Here is a 22,023-nt window from a genome sequence, read left to right on the forward strand (position 1 = left end):
CTTGGGCGCACAGGTGTCAGGATCGAGGGTCGGTCAGCACGGTTCGTCATTATGCACTCCTTCACCCTTAATTGGTGTTTTCAGCCAGCGCAGGCAAGGGGTGGAGACCCCAGGGGTTCGGCTGAAACCCCTCGACAGAGCCGCGAACGAGTGACCAGCGCACCGGAACGCCTAGCGGGATGAAGACTTCGGCCTCAGTCAAAATCGAATGCGCTTCGATCAAAAGGAGCTCTTTGGATTCGGGGTCTTTTAATGCCAGAGAATCGCGCACCAATGCGTCGGCTTCTTCTGAACACAGCCCCAAAGCAACAGCGCAGTTCAGCTGGTTCAAGAACCATCGCGGCGAGGAATAGCGGGCCAGCCGGTCGCGCAGTTCCAGATCTCCGCCCTCACCAATTCCGACGCGCCGCGTCGTCACGCCAATCTGGCGCCAACTGGAAGAAAGCGCATCGAACAAAAGATCACCCCCCGGCCCATCTGGGAGGCCAACGGAAACGCTCGGCTCCCCAGCGCTCCACGTCGCGATGCGACGGCGTGCAACCGCGCGGCGCTCTTCCAGACCAAGATCGGGCCAGCGATTGGCGGTCAGCGTTCCGGGAGTGAAGAATTCAGGGGGCACGATCCAGGTGGCAGAAACCCAGCCGCCAAGCCCAAAGGGCTGGATCAGCGCCTCGCGGTCAATCGCCATCGACAACGCTTCACGCCGATCAGGATCGGACAGCAATCCGCTGTCATTGCGCACTTGCAGGCCGAACAGACCGATAGCAGGATCAACCTGGACCGCGCCGCGCGACAAGGGGCCAAGCTCAATCATCGGAAAATCAGCAATCGAGCCGTTCAGAACAAGATCGACCTCGCCGTCGGAAAACGATTCAATCGCCTCAGTCGCAGTGAGATTGCGCACAGCGAGATTGCGAGTCATCTCCTCCCAATCCTCGCGCGCGGGAAGCCCGCGATTTTCAGGGGGCATCATCGCCAGTCGGGCAAGAGGCGCGTTATCATCGCGCGTCACCGTCATCGGCCCGGCACCCACCCCGCGGCGCCCGAAGGAAAAGCCAAGTTCCGGCTGAGCCAGAAGGCGAAGGAATTGCGGCATGGGCCCAGACAGGCGAAGCTCGATCACCCGCCCGGTCATCGCCCGCACCTCAACGACCTTGGCAAGGTCAAGGCCAAGCGAAGTGCCTTCAAGCTCGCGCAAGCGCTCTTGCAGCATCGTTCTGATGTCGCTGGCGGTGATAGGTTCGCCATTGGACCAATTGGAGTTGCGAAGGCGGAAAATATAGCTGAGCCCATCATCGGTGACGATCCAGCGTTCAGCTATCGCAGGCACAACCTGTCCGGACAGATCGAGCGCGACCAACCCTTCATTGGAAGCTGCGCGCAAATGCTGCGCTCCTGCGGAAAGCCTGACCCCTGTGTCAAACAGGGCCTCGCTTTCACCAATCACGCCAATAGTGACAGGGCCCCGGTCGGCTGCGGGTCCGCAGGCGAACAGGGCAATAACAAGGGGAAAGGCGAATGCGGCGCGTATCACAGCGCCAATCTAGCAAGGATTGGCCAGCAAAACACCGCCAAGTGCGGCTGCGCGTTGAAATTTACGCTAGATTTTTCGCAAATTGACCGGAGTTGCAGGCGGTGGAGGCGCGCGATGGGCACGCGAAATGCCGCTTTCAGACACATCTTGCCCGCCAGAGCCAGCTGGCGCACGAGCCGCAGCAGAATTGATCTCTTCATCAAAAGCAACGCCAAAGCGTTGATCCTGAACCCACGCGACCGAGCCTTTAACAGTGCCGATATTGCGCAGTTCAACCTCGACCCGGTTACCCCGGACGATTTGCACGGCCCCTTCGCCCATCATGCCACCATCGGACAGGTTGCGAACGCGCACGCGCGCAGGTTCGCCACTTTGCTCAACGCGCACGTTAGCCAGAAGGAAAAGGCTATCACGCGATACACTTCTCGTCTCGACACCTGTCATTGTCGCAAGATCTCCGTTTGTCACACCAGGCCCATTCTTCCAGAAGGCCGCTAATTCCCGGCGTTTCTTCCTCCTAAAGCACCCGGAAACGCGTCTTGGAAGATAGGTACAAGCACGCAGTTAATCACTTGTAAAATTCACCGCCGATTCACCCCCAAAATGGCGGCAAACGGAAAGGGTGTCCCAAAATGGAGCAGAATTGAGGATAAATCAGTCGTCGCGCGAGATTTTCTCACGACGCTCATGCGCTTCTTGCGCCTCAACCGTCATAGTCGCAACCGGCCTTGCAATCAGACGTTTGAGCCCGATGGGATCTCCGGTCACTTCGCAATAGCCATATTCGCCTTCCTTGATGCGGCGAAGGGCAGAATCGATTTTGGAGACAAGTTTACGCTGACGATCGCGGGTGCGCAGTTCGATACCCCAATCGGTTTCGCTCGACGCGCGGTCATTCAGGTCAGCTTCGCGAATAGGTCCATCCGCAAGCGATTGAAGCGTTTGACCGGCTGCTGAATGAATGGAGCGTTTCCAATCAAGCAAAAGCATTTGAAAATACGCAAGCTGACGCTCGCTCATATACTCTTCATCATCACTCGGTGTGTAATCTTCGCCAAGAAGCTCTTTGGCTTTTTCGATGATTTCAATCTCTTCAGATGCCGCCGCTGCCATGTGGTCCTCTAATCCCAAAACCCGTGTTGCTGACGGCCAGACTCATCGCGCTTCCACTCGCAAAACAGTCCGGCAATCCCATTGCTAGGCGCGCCTATAGGCAAGCCACCAGAACCCCGCAAGACAGTTTACCAAGGACTGGAAAAGAAACGCCCAAAAACGCCTCAATACGCCACGCAAACCCTTTGCTAGCACCTGCGCCCGCACTCCCGCCCGCACTCCCGTCCGCACTCCCGTCCGCACTCCCGTCCGCAGGGGGCAGCAAGAAAATCGCGATGTCGTTAACCAATTGTTGACCATGATCGGGGAGTTCTTGGCATCGGAGTTCAACCGGGGGGTTAGAACTTTGGAAAAACGGGGAATGTGGAAGATGGAATTGAAAGCACTTAATGGCCTTGATGCCGAAGTTGTTGGAAGCGGTGAAATTGATCTGGCGATTGCAGGTTATCTGGCCGATGCGATGGCTGGGGATGTCGCAGCCCTGTTCAATTTGGGCGTTGCCTATTCAACAGGCTCGAATGGTGTGGAATGTGATCTGGTCGAAGCGCACAAGTGGTTTAACCTTGCTGCATCAAGAGGCCACGAAGATGCCGGTTTTTGCCGCGCCGATGTTGCCGATGAGATGACTGCTCGTGAAATCGCCGAGGCGCAACGCCGCGCTCGTCGCTGGCTCGCTGAGGAGCGCCGCGCCGCTTAAACCCTTTTGATCAATCGCCTTTTTTGAACGGTGTTCTTTGATCCAGATACACTTGATCCGCGGCAACGCCTTGACGTTCGCGCTCAAGAAAATCGGCAACCGCTTCGCGAAAGCCGGGATCGACGAGATAGTGGGCTGAGAAAGTCTGCACCGGTTCATAGCCCCGGGCAAGCTTGTGCCCGCCCTGCGCCCCGGCCTCTACACGCGGCAAGCCAAGCTCGATCGCAATGTCGATCGCCTGATAATAACACAGTTCGAAATGCAAAAAGCGCACATCGCGCGTGCATCCCCAATAGCGGCCATAGATCGCATCCTTGCCGACGAAATTAAGCGCGCCTGCAATGGGTTCATCGCCGTCAAACGCAAGAATGAGGACGATACGATCGCCCATCCGCTCCCCCATCAATGTAAAGGCTTCTCGCGTTAGATAAGGCGTCCCCCATTTGCGCGCGCCAGTGTCTTGATAAAACACCCAAAACGCGTCCCAATGCTCTGGCTTGATCGCATCGCCTGAAAGCCGCTCAATCCGTAGGCCCCTTACCGCTGCCTCGCGTTCTTTGCGCAAATTCTTGCGCTTGCGCGACGCGAGATCGCCCAAGAACTCATCAAAACTATCGTAGTCACGGTTGAGCCAGTGAAACTGGAGGTCGCTGCGGATGAGCCAACCCTCTTCCTCAAAGATCGGCACCTGCGCAGGCTCCACAAAGGTTGCGTGAGCCGATGAAAGGCCATTTTGCGAACACACCACTTCCGCGCCTTTCAAAAGGTGTGTCGCGAGAGAGGGGGCAGAGAGCAACAAGCGAGGACCGCTTGCCGGAGTAAACGGCGCTGCGATTTGAATTTTGGGATAATAATTGCGACCTGCGCGGTGCAAAGCATCCGCCCAAGCATGGTCGAAGACATATTCGCCTTGAGAATGTCCCTTTGCATAGCTTGGCATGGCGGCGAGCAGCTTGCCCGCCTCATCGGTGATCGTGATTGGGGCGGGATCCCATCCTGTGCCAGATCCCACACTGCCTGAATCTTCAAGCGAAGTCAGAAATTCGTGCGACATGAATGGGTTATCCGCGCCCCGCAGCGCATTCCATTCGCTGGCATCAAATTCACCGACACCGGGTGCCAGCCGAACTGTAAGTTCGCCGTCGCTCATGCCAGACCCTCGCCTTCGCTGATCAAAGCGTTTGCGAATTTAAGAGCGTGCGCGCGCGCGTCAGGCGAATTGACCGTCCATGTCAGCACGGGAAGCCCGCTTTTGCGAAGCTCTTCAACCCACGGATTAGCCAGAGCAACCACATGGTAGGCGAGGAAATCAGGCTCCGCCTCAGCAAAAGCCGCCTCACGCGCTTCCTGCGTCTGAGTGTAGCCATAGCCGTCTTCGCGCATCACTAGGCCTGCGGCGACGCTTGGCTCTTCCTTATGGAACCACGCAGAAACCCTCGGATCAAAGCTCATCACGGCAAAATCGCCTGAATAATGCCGCACCGCATCAGCAACCGCTTTACAGCTTTGTTCCACATCATAGTCAGGCTTCGACTTTATCTCGATCAAAAGCGGCACCGCGCCGCTCACACATACAAGAAAAGCCTCAATCGAAGGGATCGGTTCCCCATTGGAGCGCAATGTAAGGCTTTCGAGCGCTGCTCGCGTGTGTTCTTCGGTTATCCCGGATGCAGCGGTAAGCCGATCAAGCTCCCAATCATGAAATACCATCGCCTGCCCATCGCTGGAGCGCTGAATATCGCATTCAATGCCCAATCCGGCAGCAATCGCTGCCTTTGCAGCCGCCAGAGAGTTTTCCGGCACTTCGGATGAATGCAGGCCCCGGTGAGCATATTCCCACCGGGTCAGCCATTCAGGTGCGCGCCGCAAGGTCGTCGGCTCAACGATTAGGAGCGCAGGGCGACAACTGCGTCCACTTCCACCGCCGCCCCTAGTGGCAATGACGGTGCGCTCACTGCGGCCCGTGCATGGCGACCCGCATCACCGAAGACTTCGAGCATCAGGTCAGAGGCGCCATTGGCGACTTTGGGCTGGTCAGTGAAATCAACGGTCGAATTGACGAAAGCGCCAAGCTTCACAACGCGGCTTACGTTCTCAAGCACCCCTGCGCCTTTCAACTGGGCCAGGATCATCAACCCGCAAGCGCGCGCAGCCTTCATACCGCCATCAAGATCGACGTTTTCGCCCAGTCGCCCAGTCACGAGATTTCCTTCCACGAAAGGCAACTGACCCGAAACATAGGCAAAGCCGCCTTCGACGACGACAGGCACGTAGCTCGCGACAGGGGCTGCTGCTTCAGGCAAAACAATACCAAGCTCGTTCAATCGGTTTTCAATGCTCATGCTGCATCCTCTTTCAGTTGTTGCGAGAGCCAAGGCAGAGCTTCGTCCCATATATCAATCCTTGCATGGGCATGGCCTGCCTTATGAGCGCAAGGAATTGCCGATGAGATCATGGGCTCACCGCAAAAATGAAGGCGTTTGACGTGAGGCGTAACCTCTTTCACAGAGGCGTGATGCTGAGCCAGATCGTCGATGAACAGCGCTCTACTGGGCCTAAATTCTTCGATGATCTTGGCCATTGCCGGGCCCTTTGGTCCCTGATTGGTGTACACCTTTGCATGGAGCCCGTGTGCGGCCAATTGCTCCGCGCGCTTTTCACGGTTTGCATCAACCAGATTGGTCAACACAACGACATCGGCCTCTTCTGCCAGCGTGTTGAGGGCGTGGATTGAGCCGGCGATAGGGCTTTGGCTATCCATCTCGGTTGCAAAAAAGCCGCCGAGCTTTTTCCAAATCTCTTCAGGGGCAAGAAATTCGCCCGTCTCGCGCCAACGCAACGCTTTGGAAAAGTCGCCAGTGCCAAGGTTGAATTCGACGCCCTGTGTTTCCTCAAGCCACACCTTGAAGGGTGCAACCATGTGCAAGATCACCTCATCACAATCGCTGATAATCAGTGGGCGGCTCATCAGGACAATATCCTTTGCATTTCGATCAATTCCTCCGGCGTCACCGCCAGCGCTTCGGCAGCGCGTATAAGGTCTGGTTCGTGATTTGCCAGAAATTCAAGCGCTGAGCCCAGGACGGTTGAATCATCAAGTCCCGCGCGAAGAGCATCAGGATCAAGCCCGGTAAGCGACAGATAGCGCTCGGCCCGGTCAGTATCCTGAAGGATCCAGCCAAGCGCAGCGAGAGCCAAGGTCTTCGCTCTTACGACCGGGTCATAGACGCCTGAGCGATCAGTGGGATCAGGGATTGTGATGGGCTTCCCCTACGATTAGGTGTGCGATGGTAGCAATGAACAGGCGAACCTGATGACAAAGCGAATTATGGTTGTTGAGGATAACGACCTCAACCGGAAATTGTTCTGCGATGTCTTACAGGCGCAAGGTTTCGAGGTGGAGCCTATCGCTGATGGGCATGAGGTGCTGGACAAGGCGCGCATCGCTGTTCCTGATCTTATCATCATGGATATTCAGCTTGCAGGGGTTTCTGGCGTTGATTTGATCGAGGCGGCGAAAAAAGACCCGGCCTTGCGCGAGATTCCGGTTTTGGCGGTCACGGCATTTGCAGCCAAGGGCGATGAGGAACGAATCAGGGAAGCAGGGGCAACCGGCTATTTATCGAAACCTGTGTCGATCATTCCGTTTATGAACGCAGTGAAAGACCTTTTGCCGAATTAAAGCACCAAGTTTTCGTAAGCGAAGACAATCCAGGTCACAAACACGCCCCATACAAAGGTGCGATAGGCGTAATTGAGGTATTTGTACTTCTTGGCTGCCAGCACCTGACCGCCTTGATGAATGTCGGTCAACATGGTGCGAAACAGACCTTCATCGGTTTCGAACCTTTCGAGCATATCCTCAATCCATTCATCCGTTTCTAGCGCGACGTAATGCCCGAAAAACAGATAGTTAAAGTGCTTTTTATCCTCGGGCGCCTTCGGCACAGAAGGGATGACCGACAGGACCGCAAAAAGGGAGGAGATAAACGCCGTCGCCGCCAGTGACAAAACCGCCCAAGTCGCGCCGCCGCCAAAAAGATTGGTGATCGACATTGAGAAGACGACAAACGTCGCACCAATCAGGATCGAAGCCTTATTATCTGCCATCGAAGAGAGCGACAGGGTTTGAACCTGAGCCGTTCTGACCAAATGGATCGCATGATTTGAAAATGTGCGCGGTGGTTCCTCGCGCCGGGCTGTTGCACCGTCAGCCCCGGCTTGTGCCAAATCTATCCCGCCTTGTGCCATATATTTCGTGCCCCATATCACCCGTGCAACCGTGATTGCCACTTGGCTCTAAGCTTGACAAGTTCGCCCCGCTCAAGCTTTGGCTAGTGCAACCTAGCACCGACCCGCGCCGTATTCTTGTAAGAAAGCACCCATCGCATGACCGAAGCCGAAGTCGACGAACGCATCCGCGCTCTGATCGAACCCTTCAACAAGAAGGGCGTAACAATCGAAAACAGCACCACCTTTGCCAACGATCTTGAGTTTGACAGCCTCACCGTCATGGATTTCGTGGCCGAGATTGAGGACGAGTTCGACATCATCATCAGCATGAACCAACAGGCAGAGATTGAGAATTACGGCCAATTGGTAACGGCAGTGCACAAGTTGCAGGATAGCTGATAAGAGCCATTTATGACTGACACTGCCACTGCGCCCAAAGGCGACCTATTTTCCAAGTTTGATGAACTGATCCAGCTACGCGAAGGCTTGCTCGCGACTGGCGTGGAAGACCCTTACAATCTTGTCATGGAAAAGGTGCTCTCGCCGACCCGCGCGATTTGCAATGGGCGTGATACTATCCTGCTCGGCACCTACAATTACATGGGCATGACGTTCGACCCGGACGTGCTTGAGGCGGGCAAGGACGCATTGGAAAACTTTGGTTCAGGCACCACTGGAAGCCGCGTTCTTAATGGCACCTATCAGGGTCATAAGGAATGCGAAGAAGCGCTCAAAGAATTTTACGGGATGGACCATGCGATGGTCTTCTCAACCGGCTATCAGGCAAACCTCGGGATCATTTCCACGATCGCTGGCAAAGGCGATTATGTCATCCTCGACATCGACAGCCATGCGTCGATCTACGATGGCTGCGCGATGGGCAATGCTGAAATCGTTCCCTTTCGCCATAATGATATTGAGGCGTTGGAAAAACGCCTGCGCCGTTTGCCAGAGGATGCTGGCAAGCTGGTTGTTCTTGAGGGCGTCTATTCGATGCTGGGCGATGTCGCTCCGCTTAAAGAGATGGTTGCGCTGTCCAAGAAATATGGCGCCATGGTGCTGGTCGATGAAGCGCACTCGATGGGTTTTATCGGAGAAAACGGGCGCGGCGTTTGCGAAGAGCAGGGCGTGATTGACGACGTCGATTTTATTATCGGCACGTTCTCAAAAAGCGTCGGCACGGTCGGCGGTTTCTGTGTGTCAAACCACCCGAAATTTGACGTGATGCGTCTTGTTTGCCGTCCTTACGTTTTTACAGCGTCGCTGCCGCCAAGCGTGGTTGCCACCGCTGCGACTTCGATCCGCAAACTGATGCACGGCGCAAACAAGCGTGCGCATCTTTGGGAGAATTCCCGCACTTTGCATAAGGGGTTGACCGATCTTGGCTTCAAACTCGGCACAGACACCCCCCAAAGCGCGATTATCGCGGTCATTATGCCTGATCTTGAGCAAGGCGCGATGATGTGGGAGGCGCTTTTGAAAGAGGGTCTTTATGTGAACCTTGCCCGGCCTCCAGCAACGCCTGCTGGGATGACGCTGCTGCGGTGTTCACTGTGTGCCGAACATTCAGCCGACGAAGTGCAGACCATCCTCTCCATGTTTGAGCGCGCCGGCAAAGCGGTTGGAATCATTTAAGCAAAAGGCGGGCCCATGGCAGATCCGGTTCTGGTCAAAGAAGACGGTGCGGTTGCAACCGTCACGCTGAACCGCCCGGATCGTTTGAACGCCATGAATGAGACGCTGATCGCAGCGCTCGATGGCTATTTTCGTGAGCTCCATGATCGCCACGACATCCGCATCGTCGTTTTGAAAGCAGCGGGCCGCGCATTTTGTGCAGGGCTCGATCTGGAAGCTTGGCGCCCAGCTGAGGGGGTTGGCTCGGTTCAGCACACCTGGCGCACCCAGCGTAGCATAGCGACGGTCATGCAGCTGATGCGTTCATGCCCTCAACCGATCATCGCCTTGGCGCAAGGGGCCGCGTGCGGCGGGGGACTATCGCTTCTGCTGTCGAGCGACATCCGCTTTTGCACGCCCGATTTTCGGATGAATGCAGCTTACATCAAGATCGGGCTTGGCGGCTGCGATATGGGGTCGAGTTACTTTCTTCCGCGCCTCGTGGGATCATCTCTCGCCTCTGAGATGATCCTTACCGGTCGTTTTGTTGATTCTGCGCGTGCACTTTCAAACGGGTTTGTAAGCGCTGTGGTTGAAGCCGACCGTTTGGGTTCCGCTGCGCAAGAAATCATCGACGAGATGCTATTAACCGCGCCTATGGGTCTTCGGCTTAGCAAGGATGCGCTCAACCGGAATATCGATGCCCCCGGTTTCGAAGCGGCGCTGGCGCTTGAAGATCGCCAGCAAGTGCTTCTTTCACAAACTGAAGATTCAACCGAAGCGCAGCGCGCCTTTCTGGAAAAGCGCAAACCCGATTATCGGGATCGCTAACCAAATTGGCGATAAAGTGCGGCTTTGTGCACCAATAGTTAGGCTCAAGAGCCTCTGACATTGGTTGCCGTATCGCAGATATGCGCCTCGCCTGTATCCTCATCGCTACTGGCCAATTGGGTGAACAGCACGAAGCCACCGACGACAAGCACGACAAAAAGCGTGGTGAGCAAGCCCAGATATTTGTCGATAATCGCCTTGATCGGCGCGCCGAAGATCTGGAACAGAATGCCGACCACCATGAAGATGAGCGATCGTCCAGCAAGCGCAGCCAAAGTAAAGGTCGCAAGGTTCATTTCGATAAACCCGGCGGTAATGGTCATTAGCTTGAAAGGCACCGGAGTGCCTGCGGCAAAGAAAACCGCCATCGCCCCCTGCTCACGGATGTAGCACGCCGCGACCGGGAAGCTCTCTGTAAGCCCCAATAGACCAATCACCCATGCGCCCACGGCTTCATAAAGGAAATACCCGATGCCGTAGCCGAGTAATCCGCCCGCGACCGATGCAAGCGTGCAGATCGCTGCAAAACGGATCGCTTTTTTGGGCTCAGCCAGACACATCAGGCCAAGCAGGGGGTGGGGAGGAATTGGGAAGAAACTCGATTCGATGAAGCTGAAGAACGCCAGCCACCAAACCGCATGAGGATGCGCCGCCTTTTCGAGCGTCCAATTGTACAAACCTCTGAGCCAAGCCATTTGCGTGTGATCCCAATAATTCCGCGTGCAATTTGCCCGTGGAACAGCGGGGACTAGGTCAGCCCCACGAGAGACGCAACCTCAAAAAACTAACCTATTTGGTTATTTTCTATTGACATCGTCGCGCTATTTGGCTAGAAAAAGACAACATCGCAAAAGTGTGAGTCGCTCCCAAGCAACCACGCACCTCTCGTTCGGCAGCCTCCATCTTGGAGCGCTGCCTTTTTGTTTTCTGGGTACGGAGAACACCTATGGCCGGTCGCAGAAGGCAAAGAACCAAGATAAAGAGCCAACTCAAAGAAGGAGAGAACGCCAAGCTCAACCGTCACTGGCGCGGGCTTTTCCTCGATTATCTTGCCGAAAGCTCAAACGTCACACAATCCGCACAGAAGGCCGGGATTAATCCCAGCCGGGCGTACAAAATTCGACGCGAAGAGCCCGAATTTGCCCGTCAGTGGCTTGCGGCTTTGTGGGAAGGCTACACCCATCTGGAAATGGAAATCCTCGGCCGCTTGCGCGAAGGCAGGCTGCAAACAGCCGATGGCGACAAATATGACTTTGCCAACGCCATCCGTTTGCTCGCTGCGCATCGCGAAAATGCAGCGCGTGCGCAGGCGCAGCAACGCAATGTAAGCGCGATTGAAGTTCGCGCGTCGATTGACCGCAAGGTTGATGCCATTCGCGAACAGGTTCGCCGCGAAAAAGAACGCGCAAAAACAGGCAGGCTCGCGTGAGTGAACGGTTCGATTGGATATTGTCTGCACCGCCTGAAACGCGCGACCGGGTGGTTGCTGCGCTCAACGCTGATGAACGCAAGGAATTCGATTGGCATTGGTTCATGCAAGCGCGCGAACCCCAATTGCCGCCATCTGGTGATTGGCGCACCTGGTTGATCCTTGCCGGACGAGGTTTCGGCAAAACCAGAGCCGGCGCTGAATGGGTGCGCATGGTTGCAGAAGAGAATTGCGAGGCGCGCATTGCGCTTATCTCGTCCTCATTATCAGAAGCACGTTCCGTTATGGTCGAAGGAGAAAGTGGTTTGCTTGCCTGCTGTTCTCCTGAGAGCCAACCTGTTTTCGAAGCATCCTTGCGCCGTGTGCGGTTTCCCAATGGAGCGCAGGCGCAATTGTTTTCTGCCGCTGAACCAGAGAGTTTGCGCGGGCCCTAATTCAGTCACGCCTGCAGGACAGGCGCAGAAGGAGCCATTTATCAATCATGCATTTTCCGCAATTGATGCACTTTTAACCGGGGTGATTGACGATTCGCTTGCAACACCCCCCTCCGAGCCGATTGAAGGTTCACGCTATCGCATTCTCGATAATGCTACCGACGAATGGCAGGGGCGCGATGGCGCAATCGCCATTCATGTGGGCGGCGCTTGGGAATATATAGCCGCGCAAGAGGGTATGAGCGTCTTTGATACCAGTGCTCGAACAACCTATTTCTTTACAGACACTTGGACAGCAGCTGTGACACCAGCGGCTCCCTCCGGTGGAAGTGTGATCGATGTCGAAGCAAGAGCAGTGCTGGCAAGCCTGATTGAGGCCCTTGAAACGGCGGGGATTTTTGAAAGGCCTCTGTAGGTAAAGCCCCCTAGCGCTTGGCCCGTCGAGCCAAGAATCTCATTTTTATGGAACTTTTCCGGCTGAAACACCTAATTAGAGGCAATCTTGCAACAGTAGATCACATTGTGTGCTTGCTTGTACATAACCGAGAAGTTAGACAAGCCGAGCGCCTCAACTTGAATAAGGGGATTTCCATAATGCGCAATTTCGTCATTGGTTTGGCGATGGCTTCAACGGCTCTGACAACACCGGCCATGGCCCGCGAGGGCCAGTGGTACATCCAAGGTGATGCCGGTGCGATGATCGTTGAGGACGTCGATTTTGATATTAACGGCACTCCGGATCAGGCTATTTCTTCGCACGACACAGGTTTCGACCTTGGTGCGGCTGTTGGCTATGACTTCGGTGGTTTCCGTCTCGAGACTGAGACAAGCTATCGTCGTGCAGCTCTCGAAAACGTCGAGGCAGGCTCGGCCGGCCTTCCGCTCAACTTCACCGGCGACGGTGGCGTGAACTTCTTCGGTCAGGAAACTCGTCCTGCAACGGGTACGTCAAGCGCTCTGAGCTTCATGGTGAACGGGCTTCTCGACTTTGGTGATGACGACGGACTGCAAGGCTTTGCTGGCGGTGGTGTCGGTATCGCTCGCGTCGATTACGAAGGCCGCGTCAATCAGAATGGCCCAGGTGTATGGGACGATTCGGACACTGGCTTTGCGTATCAGCTGCTTGCTGGTATCCGTTCACCACTCAGCGACAGCTGGGATGTTGGTCTGAAGTATCGTTACTTTGTGGCTCCAGGCGTTGACATCATCGATCCGGTTGGCCGCGATCTGAGCTCGACCTTCGTCACTCACTCGCTGCTTGGCACGTTGACGTACAACTTCGGTGGCGAAACTCCGCCGCCTCCACCGCCACCGCCGCCACCTCCGCCTCCACCGCCACCGCCGCCGCCGCCACCTCCACCGCCTCCACCGCCGCCGCCGTGCAACACTGGCCCTTACATCGTCTTCTTTGATTTCGATGAGTCGGTGATCACTGCAGACGCAGCGACGATCCTGGACAACGCGGTTACGGCTTACGCGAATTGCGGTACTGCTGCGGTCATGCTTGCTGGTCACACCGACCGTGCAGGTAGCGTCTCTTATAACGAGGCACTTGCAGCACGTCGTAACGCCAGCGTGACCGATTATCTTACCGGCCGTGGCATCCCAGGCGCTCGTATTTCGAGCGAAGCATTCGGCGAATCGCAACCACGCGTACCAACCGCTGACGGTGTTCGCGAATTGCAAAACCGCCGCGTGGAAGTCACTTACGGTCCAGGTTCTGGAATGTAAGCTCAGCTTTCATAAGCAAATTGAAAAGGGCCGGAGCGATCCGGCCCTTTTTGTTTGTGCGCAACCCTTGTTTTGAGAGGCTACGCAGCGCTTACTGGAACTCAACGACTACGCGCCGTCTTCACGGAACGCCTCGCTCGTCCCGGCCGCCAAGCCCGCCCATCGCAACGTCGCAGACGCAGCAAGGTGCTTCAGACGGTCAAGGTCTAAGCGGTAAATACTTTGCCAACCCTCAAGCGGCTATATTACGCGCAACCTGCGCGTGCTTCACCCAACGGTTCTGACAGCCAAACTCGACACTAGCTGAAATTCGGATCGTTTCGGTCAACCACTTCACCAGCAGCCGCAGCACGCGACACAACCGTCCGGCTAGCCTCCGGGGTGAGCTTGAGTGCCGCTATCAGCAAGACCAACCCAATTGGCGCAATCCAGAGGGTTGAAAGCACGCCCACGCTCAAATTATCAGAGTTGATCGTGGAAACGTAACCAGCAGTGAACGGACCAAGAGCCAAGCCTACCAGCGTCGTCGCGAGAAAGAATGTTGCGGTCGCAGTACCGCGCATACGCGGAAGAACAAGAGCCTGGCTCGCTGCAGCCGCGGCTCCCAGAGCAGAAGCGGCCAAACCGCCAACCACGATGTTCAGGGCGATAAACAGCCAATAGCTTTCTGTCGTGTACTGCACATATGCAAATGGCAATGGGCTCAAGAGCCCGAACATGACGACCCAAATTCTGCCTGCGCTCGTTTTGGCAAGCAGCAAATCGGCCATCCTACCCCCGAGAATAACGCCAAGAAAACCGCCAACCGCCCCGCCGCCGCCAAGCCAGAAGCCGAGGCTGCCCTTGGAAACTTCAAACACACGCTCCGCGTAAGGGGCACCCCAATAGCTTGCAGCATAGGCTGCAAACGAAACTGTGCTGTAGCCCAAAATGGTGCACAAAAATGCAGGCGAGCCCCAAGTGAGAGCGAATGTCGGATAATCACGGACGCGCAGTGCGCAAGCCCAGCTGAAAACGGCATAATAGCCAATTGCGAGCAAAAGCCATTGGTCAGTGATGGCTGGCACCGCGATACCAGAGCCATTTGCAATCGCCTCCATAATAAAGCCTTGCCCGGTGTCGAGTACCAAGGTCAGGCCGTGACCGACTGCAAGCATGAGCAAAAGCACAGCAATGTTAATCATCAAAGCTCCAACCCCGCGAGCACCAGCCCCAAAAAAGGTGAAACCGGGGATCACAGTGGTAAGCTCCCTCACAAAGCCGCGAAACGGATGAGGATCCTCAGGCGTCTCAATTCCGTCAATTGCGCCTCTCACGGGTTCCCGAAGGGTCATCACCCACACAGCGAGCAACAATCCGGGCAAGCCAACGGCTATGAAGGCCGCTTGCCAACCAGCAAGCCCAAGCGGGCCGCCATCGGGGAATGTCTGATTCCATCGATCAACAACCATGCCGCCAATCGCGAGCGAAATCCCGCCGCCGATGTAAAGGCCAGAGCTATAGATCGCGAGCGCAGTAGCGCGTAAGCGGGCGGGAAACCAATCCGATATCAGCGAATAGGCTGAAGGACTTGCGGTTGCCTCGCCGACCCCGACGCCAATGCGTGCTACGGTCAGCTGCCCTGCATCTTTTGCAAATCCCGATAGAGCCGTCATCGCTGACCACAGCGATAACCCCAGGGTCATCAAGCGAACTCTTTTCCAACTGTCAGCTAACTTGCCAAGCGGTATCCCGAAAAGAGCGTAAAAGATCGCAAACGCGGTGCCGTAAAGAAAGCCCAGATAGGCATCATCGACACCAAGATCGGCCTTGATATCGTTAGCAAGGATGGAGAGAATTTGGCGATCAATGAAGTTGAGGACATAGATCAGCACTAAAACGCTCAGCGCATACCAGCTGTATGCCGGAACCTCGGCGTCGCTTAGGCTGACGGGGGCCTGATCGTCTGCCCCTGTCGGCACAGCAGTATTGTCACTCAACGAAATCTCTCCCAAATTTTAGCATCAGCATCACGATGCGCTTACCTATGTCTCAGTCCGCGTAGATGGTGCTATCGACAATTCCTGCTTCGGCAAAACCCTTTTTACGCAAACGACAAGAATCGCATTTGCCGCAAGGGTGTCCCTCGGAAGTGGGATCGTAGCACGACCAGCTCCACGCAGGGTCCAATCCAAGCCGTATGCACTCTTTGGCTATGTCGGCCTTTGTCATATGCTGCAAAGGCGCATGGATAGCGAGCGGCCTCCCCTCAACGCCAGCTTTGGTGCCGAGCCTCGCTGTTTGCGCAAAACTTTCGATAAATTCAGGACGGCAATCCGGGTATCCTGAATAATCAAGCGCATTTACACCGATGAAAATATCACGGGCACCCTTGGCTTCTGCACAGGCGGTAGTAAGGGCAAGAAATACCAGGTTTCGCGCAGGCACATAGGTGACCGGGATGTGATCCTCGACCCCCGACTTTGGGACGTCAATATCATCGGTAAGAGCCGAGCCGCCGAACGCCCTGAGATCCAGCGAAACCTCGGTGTGGCTAGCAAGGCTCAGACGCTCCGCGATTGTCTGCGCGCGATCCAACTCTATCCTGTGACGCTGTCCGTAATTGACGGTCAAAGCGTGCACCGCAAAGCCACTTTCAATGGCCCGTGCAGCCGAAACCATGGAATCAAGCCCCCCTGATAGGAGGACAATTGCCGGTGATTGAGTGGATGTCATAGCAAAGCGGCTTAGCGGCAATTTGCCGATTGGCAATCCCGACTAGGCGCTTTGACGAGTCAGCAGCTTCCTGTGCGACGCGCTTCGGCTGCGAACTGGAATGGCAGGCCCGATGCAATGCCCTGACTTTCAATCTGTACCAGCGCACCTGTTTCCTTGCGAATATTGGTGCGTCCGTATCCATTGCCCGGACACGTGTACTGGATGGTAATCTTGCTCTTGCTATCTTCAACCACGAAGCGGCTGCAATCCGGCTCTTTATGGCGCAATTGAATGAGTTCGCGGCCCGATTTCACACAAATCTTACGGTCTGCTGAGCCGTCACGATGCTTTATAGTCCATTCGCCCTTCGACAATCCGCTCAGCATAGAAAGGCTGTCGCTTTGAGCAGCAACGGGCAAGGCAAGGCCGAGCATGACCATGCCGATCGCGGCAGTCATGCCAACAGGTGAAATTTTTCGGCTTGCACTCATCATGAATACCTCGGCTAAACCCGTGTCGATTCCTTGTGACAATTTACACTTCTACGATGAGTCGTTCCTGAACAGCGATAAACCGTTAGACAGAAAGCTCAAACGTCTTCGCACAAAACGCGCAATCGACCGAGATGATCCCCGAATCGTTGCGCATCTCATCGCGCTCGCCTTCGGGAAAGCGCGAGAGAACCGAGGCGTAATACTCCGCGCTGCAGCGGCAACCGCGCGATAGCTCGCTTCCTGACTGGACGCGCACCTCGCTTTCTTCATGGAAAAGACGCCAGACGAGCGTTTCCAGCGAGAGCTCTTTATCGAGCAACTCGTCATGACTGATCGAACCAGCCATGGTGGCAACGTGCTCCCAGTCAGGATGATCCATCCGCACGTGCAAGCGCTCACGCCCTTCTTCACCGTCGGCAAGATGTTGGATCAAGAGCCCAGCTGCCACGCCTCCTTTACCGCCAGAACGGCTGGCGACGCGGATGAGCGTGGGGATTTGCTCTGACTGGCTGAAATAGGCTTCGCACGCTTGCGCCAGACCATCTCCCTCTAGCGGCACGATACCCTGATACCGCTGCCCCGCCCCTGTTTCAAAGGTGATTGCAAGATACCCCTCGCCAAAGAGCGCAGGCAAAGTGGGGTTCGCTCCGAGTTCTGATAGACGCTCAGAGTCGAAATCTGCGTAGCCGCGCAAAGCGCCAGCGCGATAATCGCACACTAGGAGCGAAACCGCCCCCACTTTGGTTTGCGCTTGCATGGTGAGCTGCGCATCCTCGCCGTCAGCCTTCAGAAGGCCGCCCATCAGCGCGGTTAAAACCAGCGCCTCTTCAAGAAGGTGAGTGACAGGCGCAGGATAATCGTGCGCAGCGAGTACCTCATCTACCACACGGTCAAGACGCACCATGCGTCCGCGCGCACTGCGGTCTGGGACAGTAAAGCCCAAGAGCTTATCGGAAAAAGTTTCAGCTTTTGTATTCATCACCGCCGCATATGGTGGTTAGGAGGCTGTTCGGTAAGCCCCCTTTCCACCCAAAGCTCAGTCTAGCTTGTTAAAGCACCACAAGAGCACCGACTTTTGAGCATGGATGCGATTTTCTGCTTCATCGAATACGACCGATTGCTCGCCCTCAAAGACATCTTCGCTGACTTCCTCGCCGACATGAGCCGGAAGGCAGTGAAGAAAGATCGCGTCGGATTTTGCTTGGGCCATCAAGTCTTCATTGACCTGAAACGGCTCCATCGCTCGGCGTTTTTCATCGGCATCGGTCTGACCCATGGAAATCCAGGTGTCGGTTACAAGCACATCTGCGCCCGATGCCGCCACACTCGCCGAATTCGTCAAGGTAACACTGGCACCGCCTGCACGCGCCATATCGACGAACTCCTTCTCAGGCTCAAAGCCAGCAGGGGTCGCAACCCGGACGTTGAACTTCATCAATCCTGCCGCCTCAAGGATCGAGTGGAGGACATTGTTGCCGTCACCAAACCACGCGAGTTCGAGGCCGGGAAGCGCCTTCCCATGTTCAATTACAGTGAGAAGATCGGCAACAATCTGGCAAGGGTGCGAACGATCGGTAAGACCGTTGATTACTGGTACGCTGGCATGGCGCGCCATTTCCTCGATCTTGGCGTGATCATCGGTGCGCAGCATGATTGCATCGACCATTCGGCTGAGCACGCGGGCGGTGTCCGCGATGGTTTCCCCGCGGCCAAGCTGGCTTGACCCTGCTTCGAGGATTAAAACCGTACCGCCCAATTGCCGCATGGCGATATCAAAGCTTACCCGGGTGCGGGTGGAGTTTTTCTCAAACACCAATGCAAGCACGCGGCCTTCCAATGGGCGGTCGGTGTCGGCCATACCCTTGGGAAAATCAGCGCGCGCTTTCTTGCGATCAATCGCGTTTGCAATCATCGCCGCAATCGCATCGGGGCCTGCATCGCCAAGGTCGAGAAAGTGCTGGAAGGGTGTCGACATCATGCTGCTTCCGGGATTTTGAAACTAGCCGCACCTGCGGACAACTTGTCGAAGAATTCCTCGATCTCAGCATCGCCAATCACAAGCGGCGGGATGACCCGAAGCGTGTTGTCGCCCGCTGCGACCGTCAGCAATTGGTGGTTGTCGCGCAGGTGCACGAAGAATGGCCGACTTTCGACTTTCATTTTGATGCCCAGCATCAACCCCTTGCCGCGTACAAGCTCAAAAAGATCTGGGTAATTTCCGATGAACTGCTCAAGCCGCGTCCGAATACGCTCACCCTTTTCAGCAACTTCACCAAGAAATTCAGGGTTTGCAACCGCGTCCATCACTGCGCTGCCCGCCGCCATAGCGAGCGGGTTACCGCCATAGGTCGATCCGTGCGTGCCAAAGGTCATCCCGCGGGCCGCCTTTTCCGTCGCCAGCACAGCGCCCAGCGGGAAGCCGCCGCCAAGCCCCTTTGCCGTCGCCACAATATCTGGCTCAATGCCGTAATGCTCATAGGCGTACATTTTACCAGTGCGCGCGACACCGCACTGAACTTCGTCGAGCACCAGCATGAGATCATGCTCATCGGCAAGCGCGCGAAGGCCTTTCATAAAGGCATCGGACGCGGGACGAATCCCGCCTTCGCCTTGGATCGGTTCAACAAGAAAACCCGCCGTGTGCGGGCCCATCAATGCTTTGGCCGATTCCAGATCATCAAACTCGGCATACTTGAACCCGTCCAAAAGCGGCGAAAACCCGTGGTGCATTTTGGTTTGGTTCGAGGCGCTGATTGTCGCCATGGTCCGCCCATGGAAGGCATTTGCAAATGTGATCAGCTCGAACCGGTCTTTGTCACCCGCATCGCCCGCATTTTGATGGTAGGCACGAGCCGCTTTGATCGCGCCTTCAACCGCTTCGGCGCCTGAATTGGTGAAGAAAACTGTGTCAGCAAAGCTTGCATCCACCAATTGCTGAGCCAGTTTCTCGCCTTGCGGACTGCCATAAAGGTTGGAGACGTGCATTAACTCAGCAGCCTGCGTCTGGATCGCTTTGATCAATCCCTCATGCGAGTGGCCCAAAAGGTTCACCGCAATTCCGCTGGCAAAGTCCAAATAGCGCGTGCCGTCCTCATCGATCAGGTGGCAGTGTTCGCCCTTGACCGGACGCACTCCGCAACGTGGGTAAACTGGCATAAGCGGCGATATCGTCATAATCTCTTATCCTGGATTTTGTGGTCGGGCCAAAAGCAAATGGCGGCCCAGAAATGAGCCGCCATCCGAAAAATTTCAAGGCCGCTCTCAAGCTTGGTCAAGCGGCTGCAAGGTGAGGCAGGCTATTCCTGCACAGGCACCAGATTGACCGCAGAGTATTTGCCTCGTCGATCGACTTCGAGGTCGAACTCAAAGCGTTCGCCTTCGTTAATCTCGGTGAGGCCAGAGCGTTCAACCGCGCTGATGTGTACGAACGCATCAGGCTGGCCATCGTCGCGAACCAAGAAGCCAAAACCCTTCATGGAGTTGAAGAATTTCACTGTCCCGGTTGCTTTATCGCCGGTAAGTTCGCGCTTGGGCGGACCGTCAGCTTGCGGAGCTGCGATCACTTCACCAACAATCTGGAGATCTTGGGCTGAAATCTTGCCGCCGCGATCAACGAGGTTGAATTCAAGCTCCTGACCTTCAGCAAGACCTTCAAGACCAGCGCGTTCAACCGCGCTGATGTGAACGAATACGTCCTCACCGCCGGTTTCTTGCTGGATGAAGCCGAAGCCTTTTTGGCCGTTGAAGAATTTCACGGTGCCTTTGCCAGTACCGACAACTTGGGCAGGCATACGGTTGAAACCGCCACCGCCGCCGCCGCGAGGACCACCGCCCCCTCCGCGTGGGCCGCCACCAAAACCGCCGCGATCACGATCACCGCCGCCGAAACGGTCGCCACCGCCTCCGCCGCCGTAGCGATCACCGCCGCCAAAGCGGTCACCACCACGATCATTTCCGAAGTCGCGCGGGGGTGGAAAACCATCACCGCCGCCAAATGGATCGAAGCCGTCTTCGCCGAAACCGTCGCGCTTATCCCGACCGCGCCGACGTCCCCTATCGTATCCCATAACTGAGCAAATACCTTATCACGTCGCCCAAATTCACGAACGTTGACAGCGGGGGCAACGAGCCGCGCCAAACGTTTCGGGTACAATCAAGAATCTGATTGCGCCCTTTTCTCACATCATCATAGCGCACATAGGCATTCTATGCGAACGATTTAAGCTGTTTGCGTTCGTTGCAGCATAATTGTGACATTTTCGAACTGGCAATTGGTCCGCCAAAGCCGCACACAGCAAGAGCCAGACGCCCTGGTGACAAATGATCATGCGCTGAAATAATGACGCTCGAAATGGGAGCCCAACTACTTTGTCAAACTTTAAACCCCTTTCCCAAAACGTCTTTGCGAGCGAGCAGATTTCGCTTGCCGGTGTTAAAGCAGCAAAGGCGGCTGGCATCACCCTGATCGTCAACAATCGTCCAGATGGAGAGGATCCGAGCGCGCCTCAAAGCGAAGATGTCGAGGCCGAAGCCAAGTCAGCAGACATTGGCTATGTCTCTATTCCAATTGGACATTCTGGCTTTAGCGAGCAGCAAGTCGACGCCATGATCGAAGCTTTGGAAAGCGCCGAAGGCCCGGTGCTCGCCTATTGCCGGTCAGGCACTCGCTCGACCTTTCTTTGGGCATTGGCGAGGGCAAAAATGGGTGGCAACCCGGATGAGATAACGCAGGCAGCAATGTCAGCTGGATACGATGTGAGCCCGATCCGCCCAATGCTGGATATGCTTGCAGCGCGCTAATTGAACAACGCATCGCCCGAAGTTCCGACATATGAATATCCCACCGCTTGTTTTGCAGTTTGGAGGATCGTTGCTTGCGATCTTTACGCTCTTTCTGATTGCGCGAGCGCTGAGACTTGGTGGAACGCGCCTTTTTGAAACTGACGAATCGGTGAGATTCGCTGCAAGCGAGGTAGAGGACGGATTTGAAGCGCTGCGCATCTCAATCGCGAAAGGCGGCCGCGCTGCGCTTGCATCAGATGATCAGGGCCGGATCATGATCATAAAAAGTCACGGCAATCAATTCGCTGGTCGAATTCTTACGAGCGAGGCGCGCGTCAGTGAGGAAGTGGACGCCATAATCGTTGACTGCGGCGACGCGCGGTTTGGATCCGTTCGCCTCTCTCTTGATCAGCCTGCGCCTTGGGTCGACGCGA

The 22,023-nt window shown here is 55.8% G+C and carries 27 protein-coding genes; 10 read left to right on the top strand and 17 right to left on the bottom strand.

Annotated elements, in window-relative coordinates; translation table 11 throughout:
* Positions 1-67: 67 nt before the first annotated feature.
* From INR77_RS00645 to dksA, 3 genes are all read right to left on the bottom strand, one after another.
* Entirely contained in the window at positions 68-1,534 is a 1,467-nt protein-coding gene (locus INR77_RS00645) for an ABC transporter substrate-binding protein (protein WP_255573842.1), read from the bottom strand.
* Positions 1,535-1,600: 66 nt separating this feature from the next.
* On the bottom strand, positions 1,601-2,002 hold the full coding sequence (locus INR77_RS00650) for a PilZ domain-containing protein (protein WP_370632254.1): 402 nt from the start codon (positions 2,000-2,002) through the stop codon (positions 1,601-1,603).
* 186 nt (positions 2,003-2,188) lie between these two features.
* Positions 2,189-2,647, bottom strand: a complete 459-nt coding sequence (dksA, locus tag INR77_RS00655; RefSeq protein WP_223072050.1) for an RNA polymerase-binding protein DksA — start codon at positions 2,645-2,647, stop codon at positions 2,189-2,191.
* A 370-nt stretch (positions 2,648-3,017) separates the two neighbouring features.
* On the opposite strand from dksA, the gene INR77_RS00660 reads away from it, so the two are divergent.
* On the top strand, positions 3,018-3,344 hold the full coding sequence (locus INR77_RS00660) for a hypothetical protein (protein WP_223072051.1): 327 nt from the start codon (positions 3,018-3,020) through the stop codon (positions 3,342-3,344).
* Between the two features lie 10 nt (positions 3,345-3,354).
* Here INR77_RS00660 and INR77_RS00665 read toward each other — a convergent pair whose 3' ends face one another.
* The 5 genes from INR77_RS00665 to INR77_RS00685 are packed head-to-tail and all read right to left on the bottom strand — an operon-like array spanning position 3,355 to position 6,542.
* Complete coding sequence (locus INR77_RS00665; RefSeq protein WP_223072052.1) at positions 3,355-4,494, bottom strand: GNAT family N-acetyltransferase; 1,140 nt, start codon at positions 4,492-4,494, stop codon at positions 3,355-3,357.
* A complete protein-coding gene (locus tag INR77_RS00670; RefSeq protein WP_223072053.1) occupies positions 4,491-5,213 on the bottom strand; it encodes a glycerophosphodiester phosphodiesterase family protein in 723 nt (240 codons plus the stop codon). Before INR77_RS00670 ends, INR77_RS00665 begins: the two co-directional genes overlap by 4 nt.
* A 17-nt stretch (positions 5,214-5,230) precedes the next feature.
* Complete coding sequence (locus tag INR77_RS00675; protein ID WP_223072054.1) at positions 5,231-5,686, bottom strand: RidA family protein; 456 nt, start codon at positions 5,684-5,686, stop codon at positions 5,231-5,233.
* Positions 5,683-6,312, bottom strand: coding sequence for an HAD family hydrolase (locus INR77_RS00680; protein WP_223072055.1), 630 nt, complete (start codon positions 6,310-6,312; stop codon positions 5,683-5,685). The genes INR77_RS00675 and INR77_RS00680 overlap by 4 nt, the downstream gene beginning before the upstream one ends.
* The gene (locus INR77_RS00685; protein WP_223072056.1) at positions 6,312-6,542 is read right to left on the bottom strand and encodes a DUF3572 family protein; all 231 of its coding nucleotides are present in this window, start codon (positions 6,540-6,542) and stop codon (positions 6,312-6,314) included. The genes INR77_RS00680 and INR77_RS00685 overlap by 1 nt, the downstream gene beginning before the upstream one ends.
* 115 nt (positions 6,543-6,657) lie before the next feature.
* Here INR77_RS00685 and INR77_RS00690 point away from each other — a divergent pair, with 115 nt between their 5' ends.
* Positions 6,658-7,026, top strand: a complete 369-nt coding sequence (locus tag INR77_RS00690) for a response regulator (protein ID WP_223072057.1) — start codon at positions 6,658-6,660, stop codon at positions 7,024-7,026.
* Here the strand turns inward: INR77_RS00690 and INR77_RS00695 are convergent.
* Positions 7,023-7,637 (bottom strand): Pycsar system effector family protein, encoded by a 615-nt coding sequence (locus tag INR77_RS00695; protein ID WP_223072058.1) that lies wholly within the window; start codon positions 7,635-7,637, stop codon positions 7,023-7,025. The two genes, INR77_RS00690 and INR77_RS00695, sit on opposite strands and share 4 nt — an antisense overlap.
* A gap of 96 nt (positions 7,638-7,733) precedes the next feature.
* On the opposite strand from INR77_RS00695, the gene INR77_RS00700 reads away from it, so the two are divergent.
* Genes INR77_RS00700 through INR77_RS00710 form a run of 3 tightly spaced genes read left to right on the top strand, consistent with a single transcriptional unit; the run spans position 7,734 to position 10,022 of the window.
* Positions 7,734-7,976: an acyl carrier protein gene (locus tag INR77_RS00700; RefSeq protein ID WP_223072059.1), complete on the top strand. Its 243-nt coding sequence runs from the start codon at positions 7,734-7,736 to the stop codon at positions 7,974-7,976.
* A 12-nt stretch (positions 7,977-7,988) separates the two neighbouring features.
* A complete protein-coding gene (locus INR77_RS00705; protein WP_223072060.1) occupies positions 7,989-9,212 on the top strand; it encodes an aminotransferase class I/II-fold pyridoxal phosphate-dependent enzyme in 1,224 nt (407 codons plus the stop codon).
* 15 nt (positions 9,213-9,227) lie between these two features.
* Positions 9,228-10,022, top strand: coding sequence for an enoyl-CoA hydratase/isomerase family protein (locus tag INR77_RS00710; RefSeq protein ID WP_223072061.1), 795 nt, complete (start codon positions 9,228-9,230; stop codon positions 10,020-10,022).
* 44 nt (positions 10,023-10,066) lie between these two features.
* Here INR77_RS00710 and INR77_RS00715 read toward each other — a convergent pair whose 3' ends face one another.
* A complete protein-coding gene (locus INR77_RS00715) occupies positions 10,067-10,717 on the bottom strand; it encodes a YqaA family protein (RefSeq protein ID WP_223072062.1) in 651 nt (216 codons plus the stop codon).
* A 251-nt stretch (positions 10,718-10,968) separates the two neighbouring features.
* On the opposite strand from INR77_RS00715, the gene INR77_RS00720 reads away from it, so the two are divergent.
* The 4 genes from INR77_RS00720 (at position 10,969) to INR77_RS00735 (ending at position 13,616) form a co-directional block, all read left to right on the top strand.
* Positions 10,969-11,451, top strand: a complete 483-nt coding sequence (locus tag INR77_RS00720) for a hypothetical protein (protein ID WP_223072063.1) — start codon at positions 10,969-10,971, stop codon at positions 11,449-11,451.
* A complete protein-coding gene (locus tag INR77_RS00725) occupies positions 11,448-11,885 on the top strand; it encodes a terminase large subunit domain-containing protein (protein WP_370632256.1) in 438 nt (145 codons plus the stop codon). Before INR77_RS00720 ends, INR77_RS00725 begins: the two co-directional genes overlap by 4 nt.
* Positions 11,827-12,300, top strand: coding sequence for a DUF2793 domain-containing protein (locus INR77_RS00730; RefSeq protein WP_255573843.1), 474 nt, complete (start codon positions 11,827-11,829; stop codon positions 12,298-12,300). The genes INR77_RS00725 and INR77_RS00730 overlap by 59 nt, the downstream gene beginning before the upstream one ends.
* A gap of 179 nt (positions 12,301-12,479) precedes the next feature.
* Positions 12,480-13,616: an OmpA family protein gene (locus tag INR77_RS00735; RefSeq protein ID WP_223072065.1), complete on the top strand. Its 1,137-nt coding sequence runs from the start codon at positions 12,480-12,482 to the stop codon at positions 13,614-13,616.
* A 299-nt stretch (positions 13,617-13,915) separates the two neighbouring features.
* On the opposite strand, the gene INR77_RS00740 is transcribed toward INR77_RS00735, so the two are convergent.
* The 7 genes from INR77_RS00740 to INR77_RS15975 form a co-directional block, all read right to left on the bottom strand.
* Positions 13,916-15,595 (bottom strand): MFS transporter, encoded by a 1,680-nt coding sequence (locus INR77_RS00740; protein WP_370632257.1) that lies wholly within the window; start codon positions 15,593-15,595, stop codon positions 13,916-13,918.
* 52 nt (positions 15,596-15,647) lie between these two features.
* Positions 15,648-16,331 (bottom strand): 7-cyano-7-deazaguanine synthase QueC, encoded by a 684-nt coding sequence (gene queC, locus INR77_RS00745; RefSeq protein ID WP_223072066.1) that lies wholly within the window; start codon positions 16,329-16,331, stop codon positions 15,648-15,650.
* A gap of 59 nt (positions 16,332-16,390) precedes the next feature.
* Entirely contained in the window at positions 16,391-16,771 is a 381-nt protein-coding gene (locus INR77_RS00750) for a hypothetical protein (protein WP_223072067.1), read from the bottom strand.
* Positions 16,772-16,889: 118 nt separating this feature from the next.
* A complete protein-coding gene (locus INR77_RS00755; protein WP_223072068.1) occupies positions 16,890-17,786 on the bottom strand; it encodes an Hsp33 family molecular chaperone HslO in 897 nt (298 codons plus the stop codon).
* Between the two features lie 57 nt (positions 17,787-17,843).
* Positions 17,844-18,782 (bottom strand): ornithine carbamoyltransferase, encoded by a 939-nt coding sequence (gene argF / locus INR77_RS00760; protein ID WP_223073335.1) that lies wholly within the window; start codon positions 18,780-18,782, stop codon positions 17,844-17,846.
* Entirely contained in the window at positions 18,782-19,981 is a 1,200-nt protein-coding gene (locus INR77_RS00765) for an aspartate aminotransferase family protein (RefSeq protein WP_223072069.1), read from the bottom strand. Before INR77_RS00765 ends, argF begins: the two co-directional genes overlap by 1 nt.
* 122 nt (positions 19,982-20,103) lie before the next feature.
* A complete protein-coding gene (locus INR77_RS15975) occupies positions 20,104-20,874 on the bottom strand; it encodes a cold-shock protein (RefSeq protein ID WP_223072070.1) in 771 nt (256 codons plus the stop codon).
* A 301-nt stretch (positions 20,875-21,175) separates the two neighbouring features.
* Between INR77_RS15975 and INR77_RS00775 the strand changes: the two genes are divergently transcribed.
* On the top strand, positions 21,176-21,607 hold the full coding sequence (locus INR77_RS00775; RefSeq protein WP_223072071.1) for a TIGR01244 family sulfur transferase: 432 nt from the start codon (positions 21,176-21,178) through the stop codon (positions 21,605-21,607).
* Positions 21,608-22,023 lie beyond the last annotated feature (416 nt).

The organism is Erythrobacter sp. SCSIO 43205, assembly GCF_019904235.1.
Classification (GTDB): Bacteria; Pseudomonadota; Alphaproteobacteria; order Sphingomonadales; family Sphingomonadaceae; genus Erythrobacter.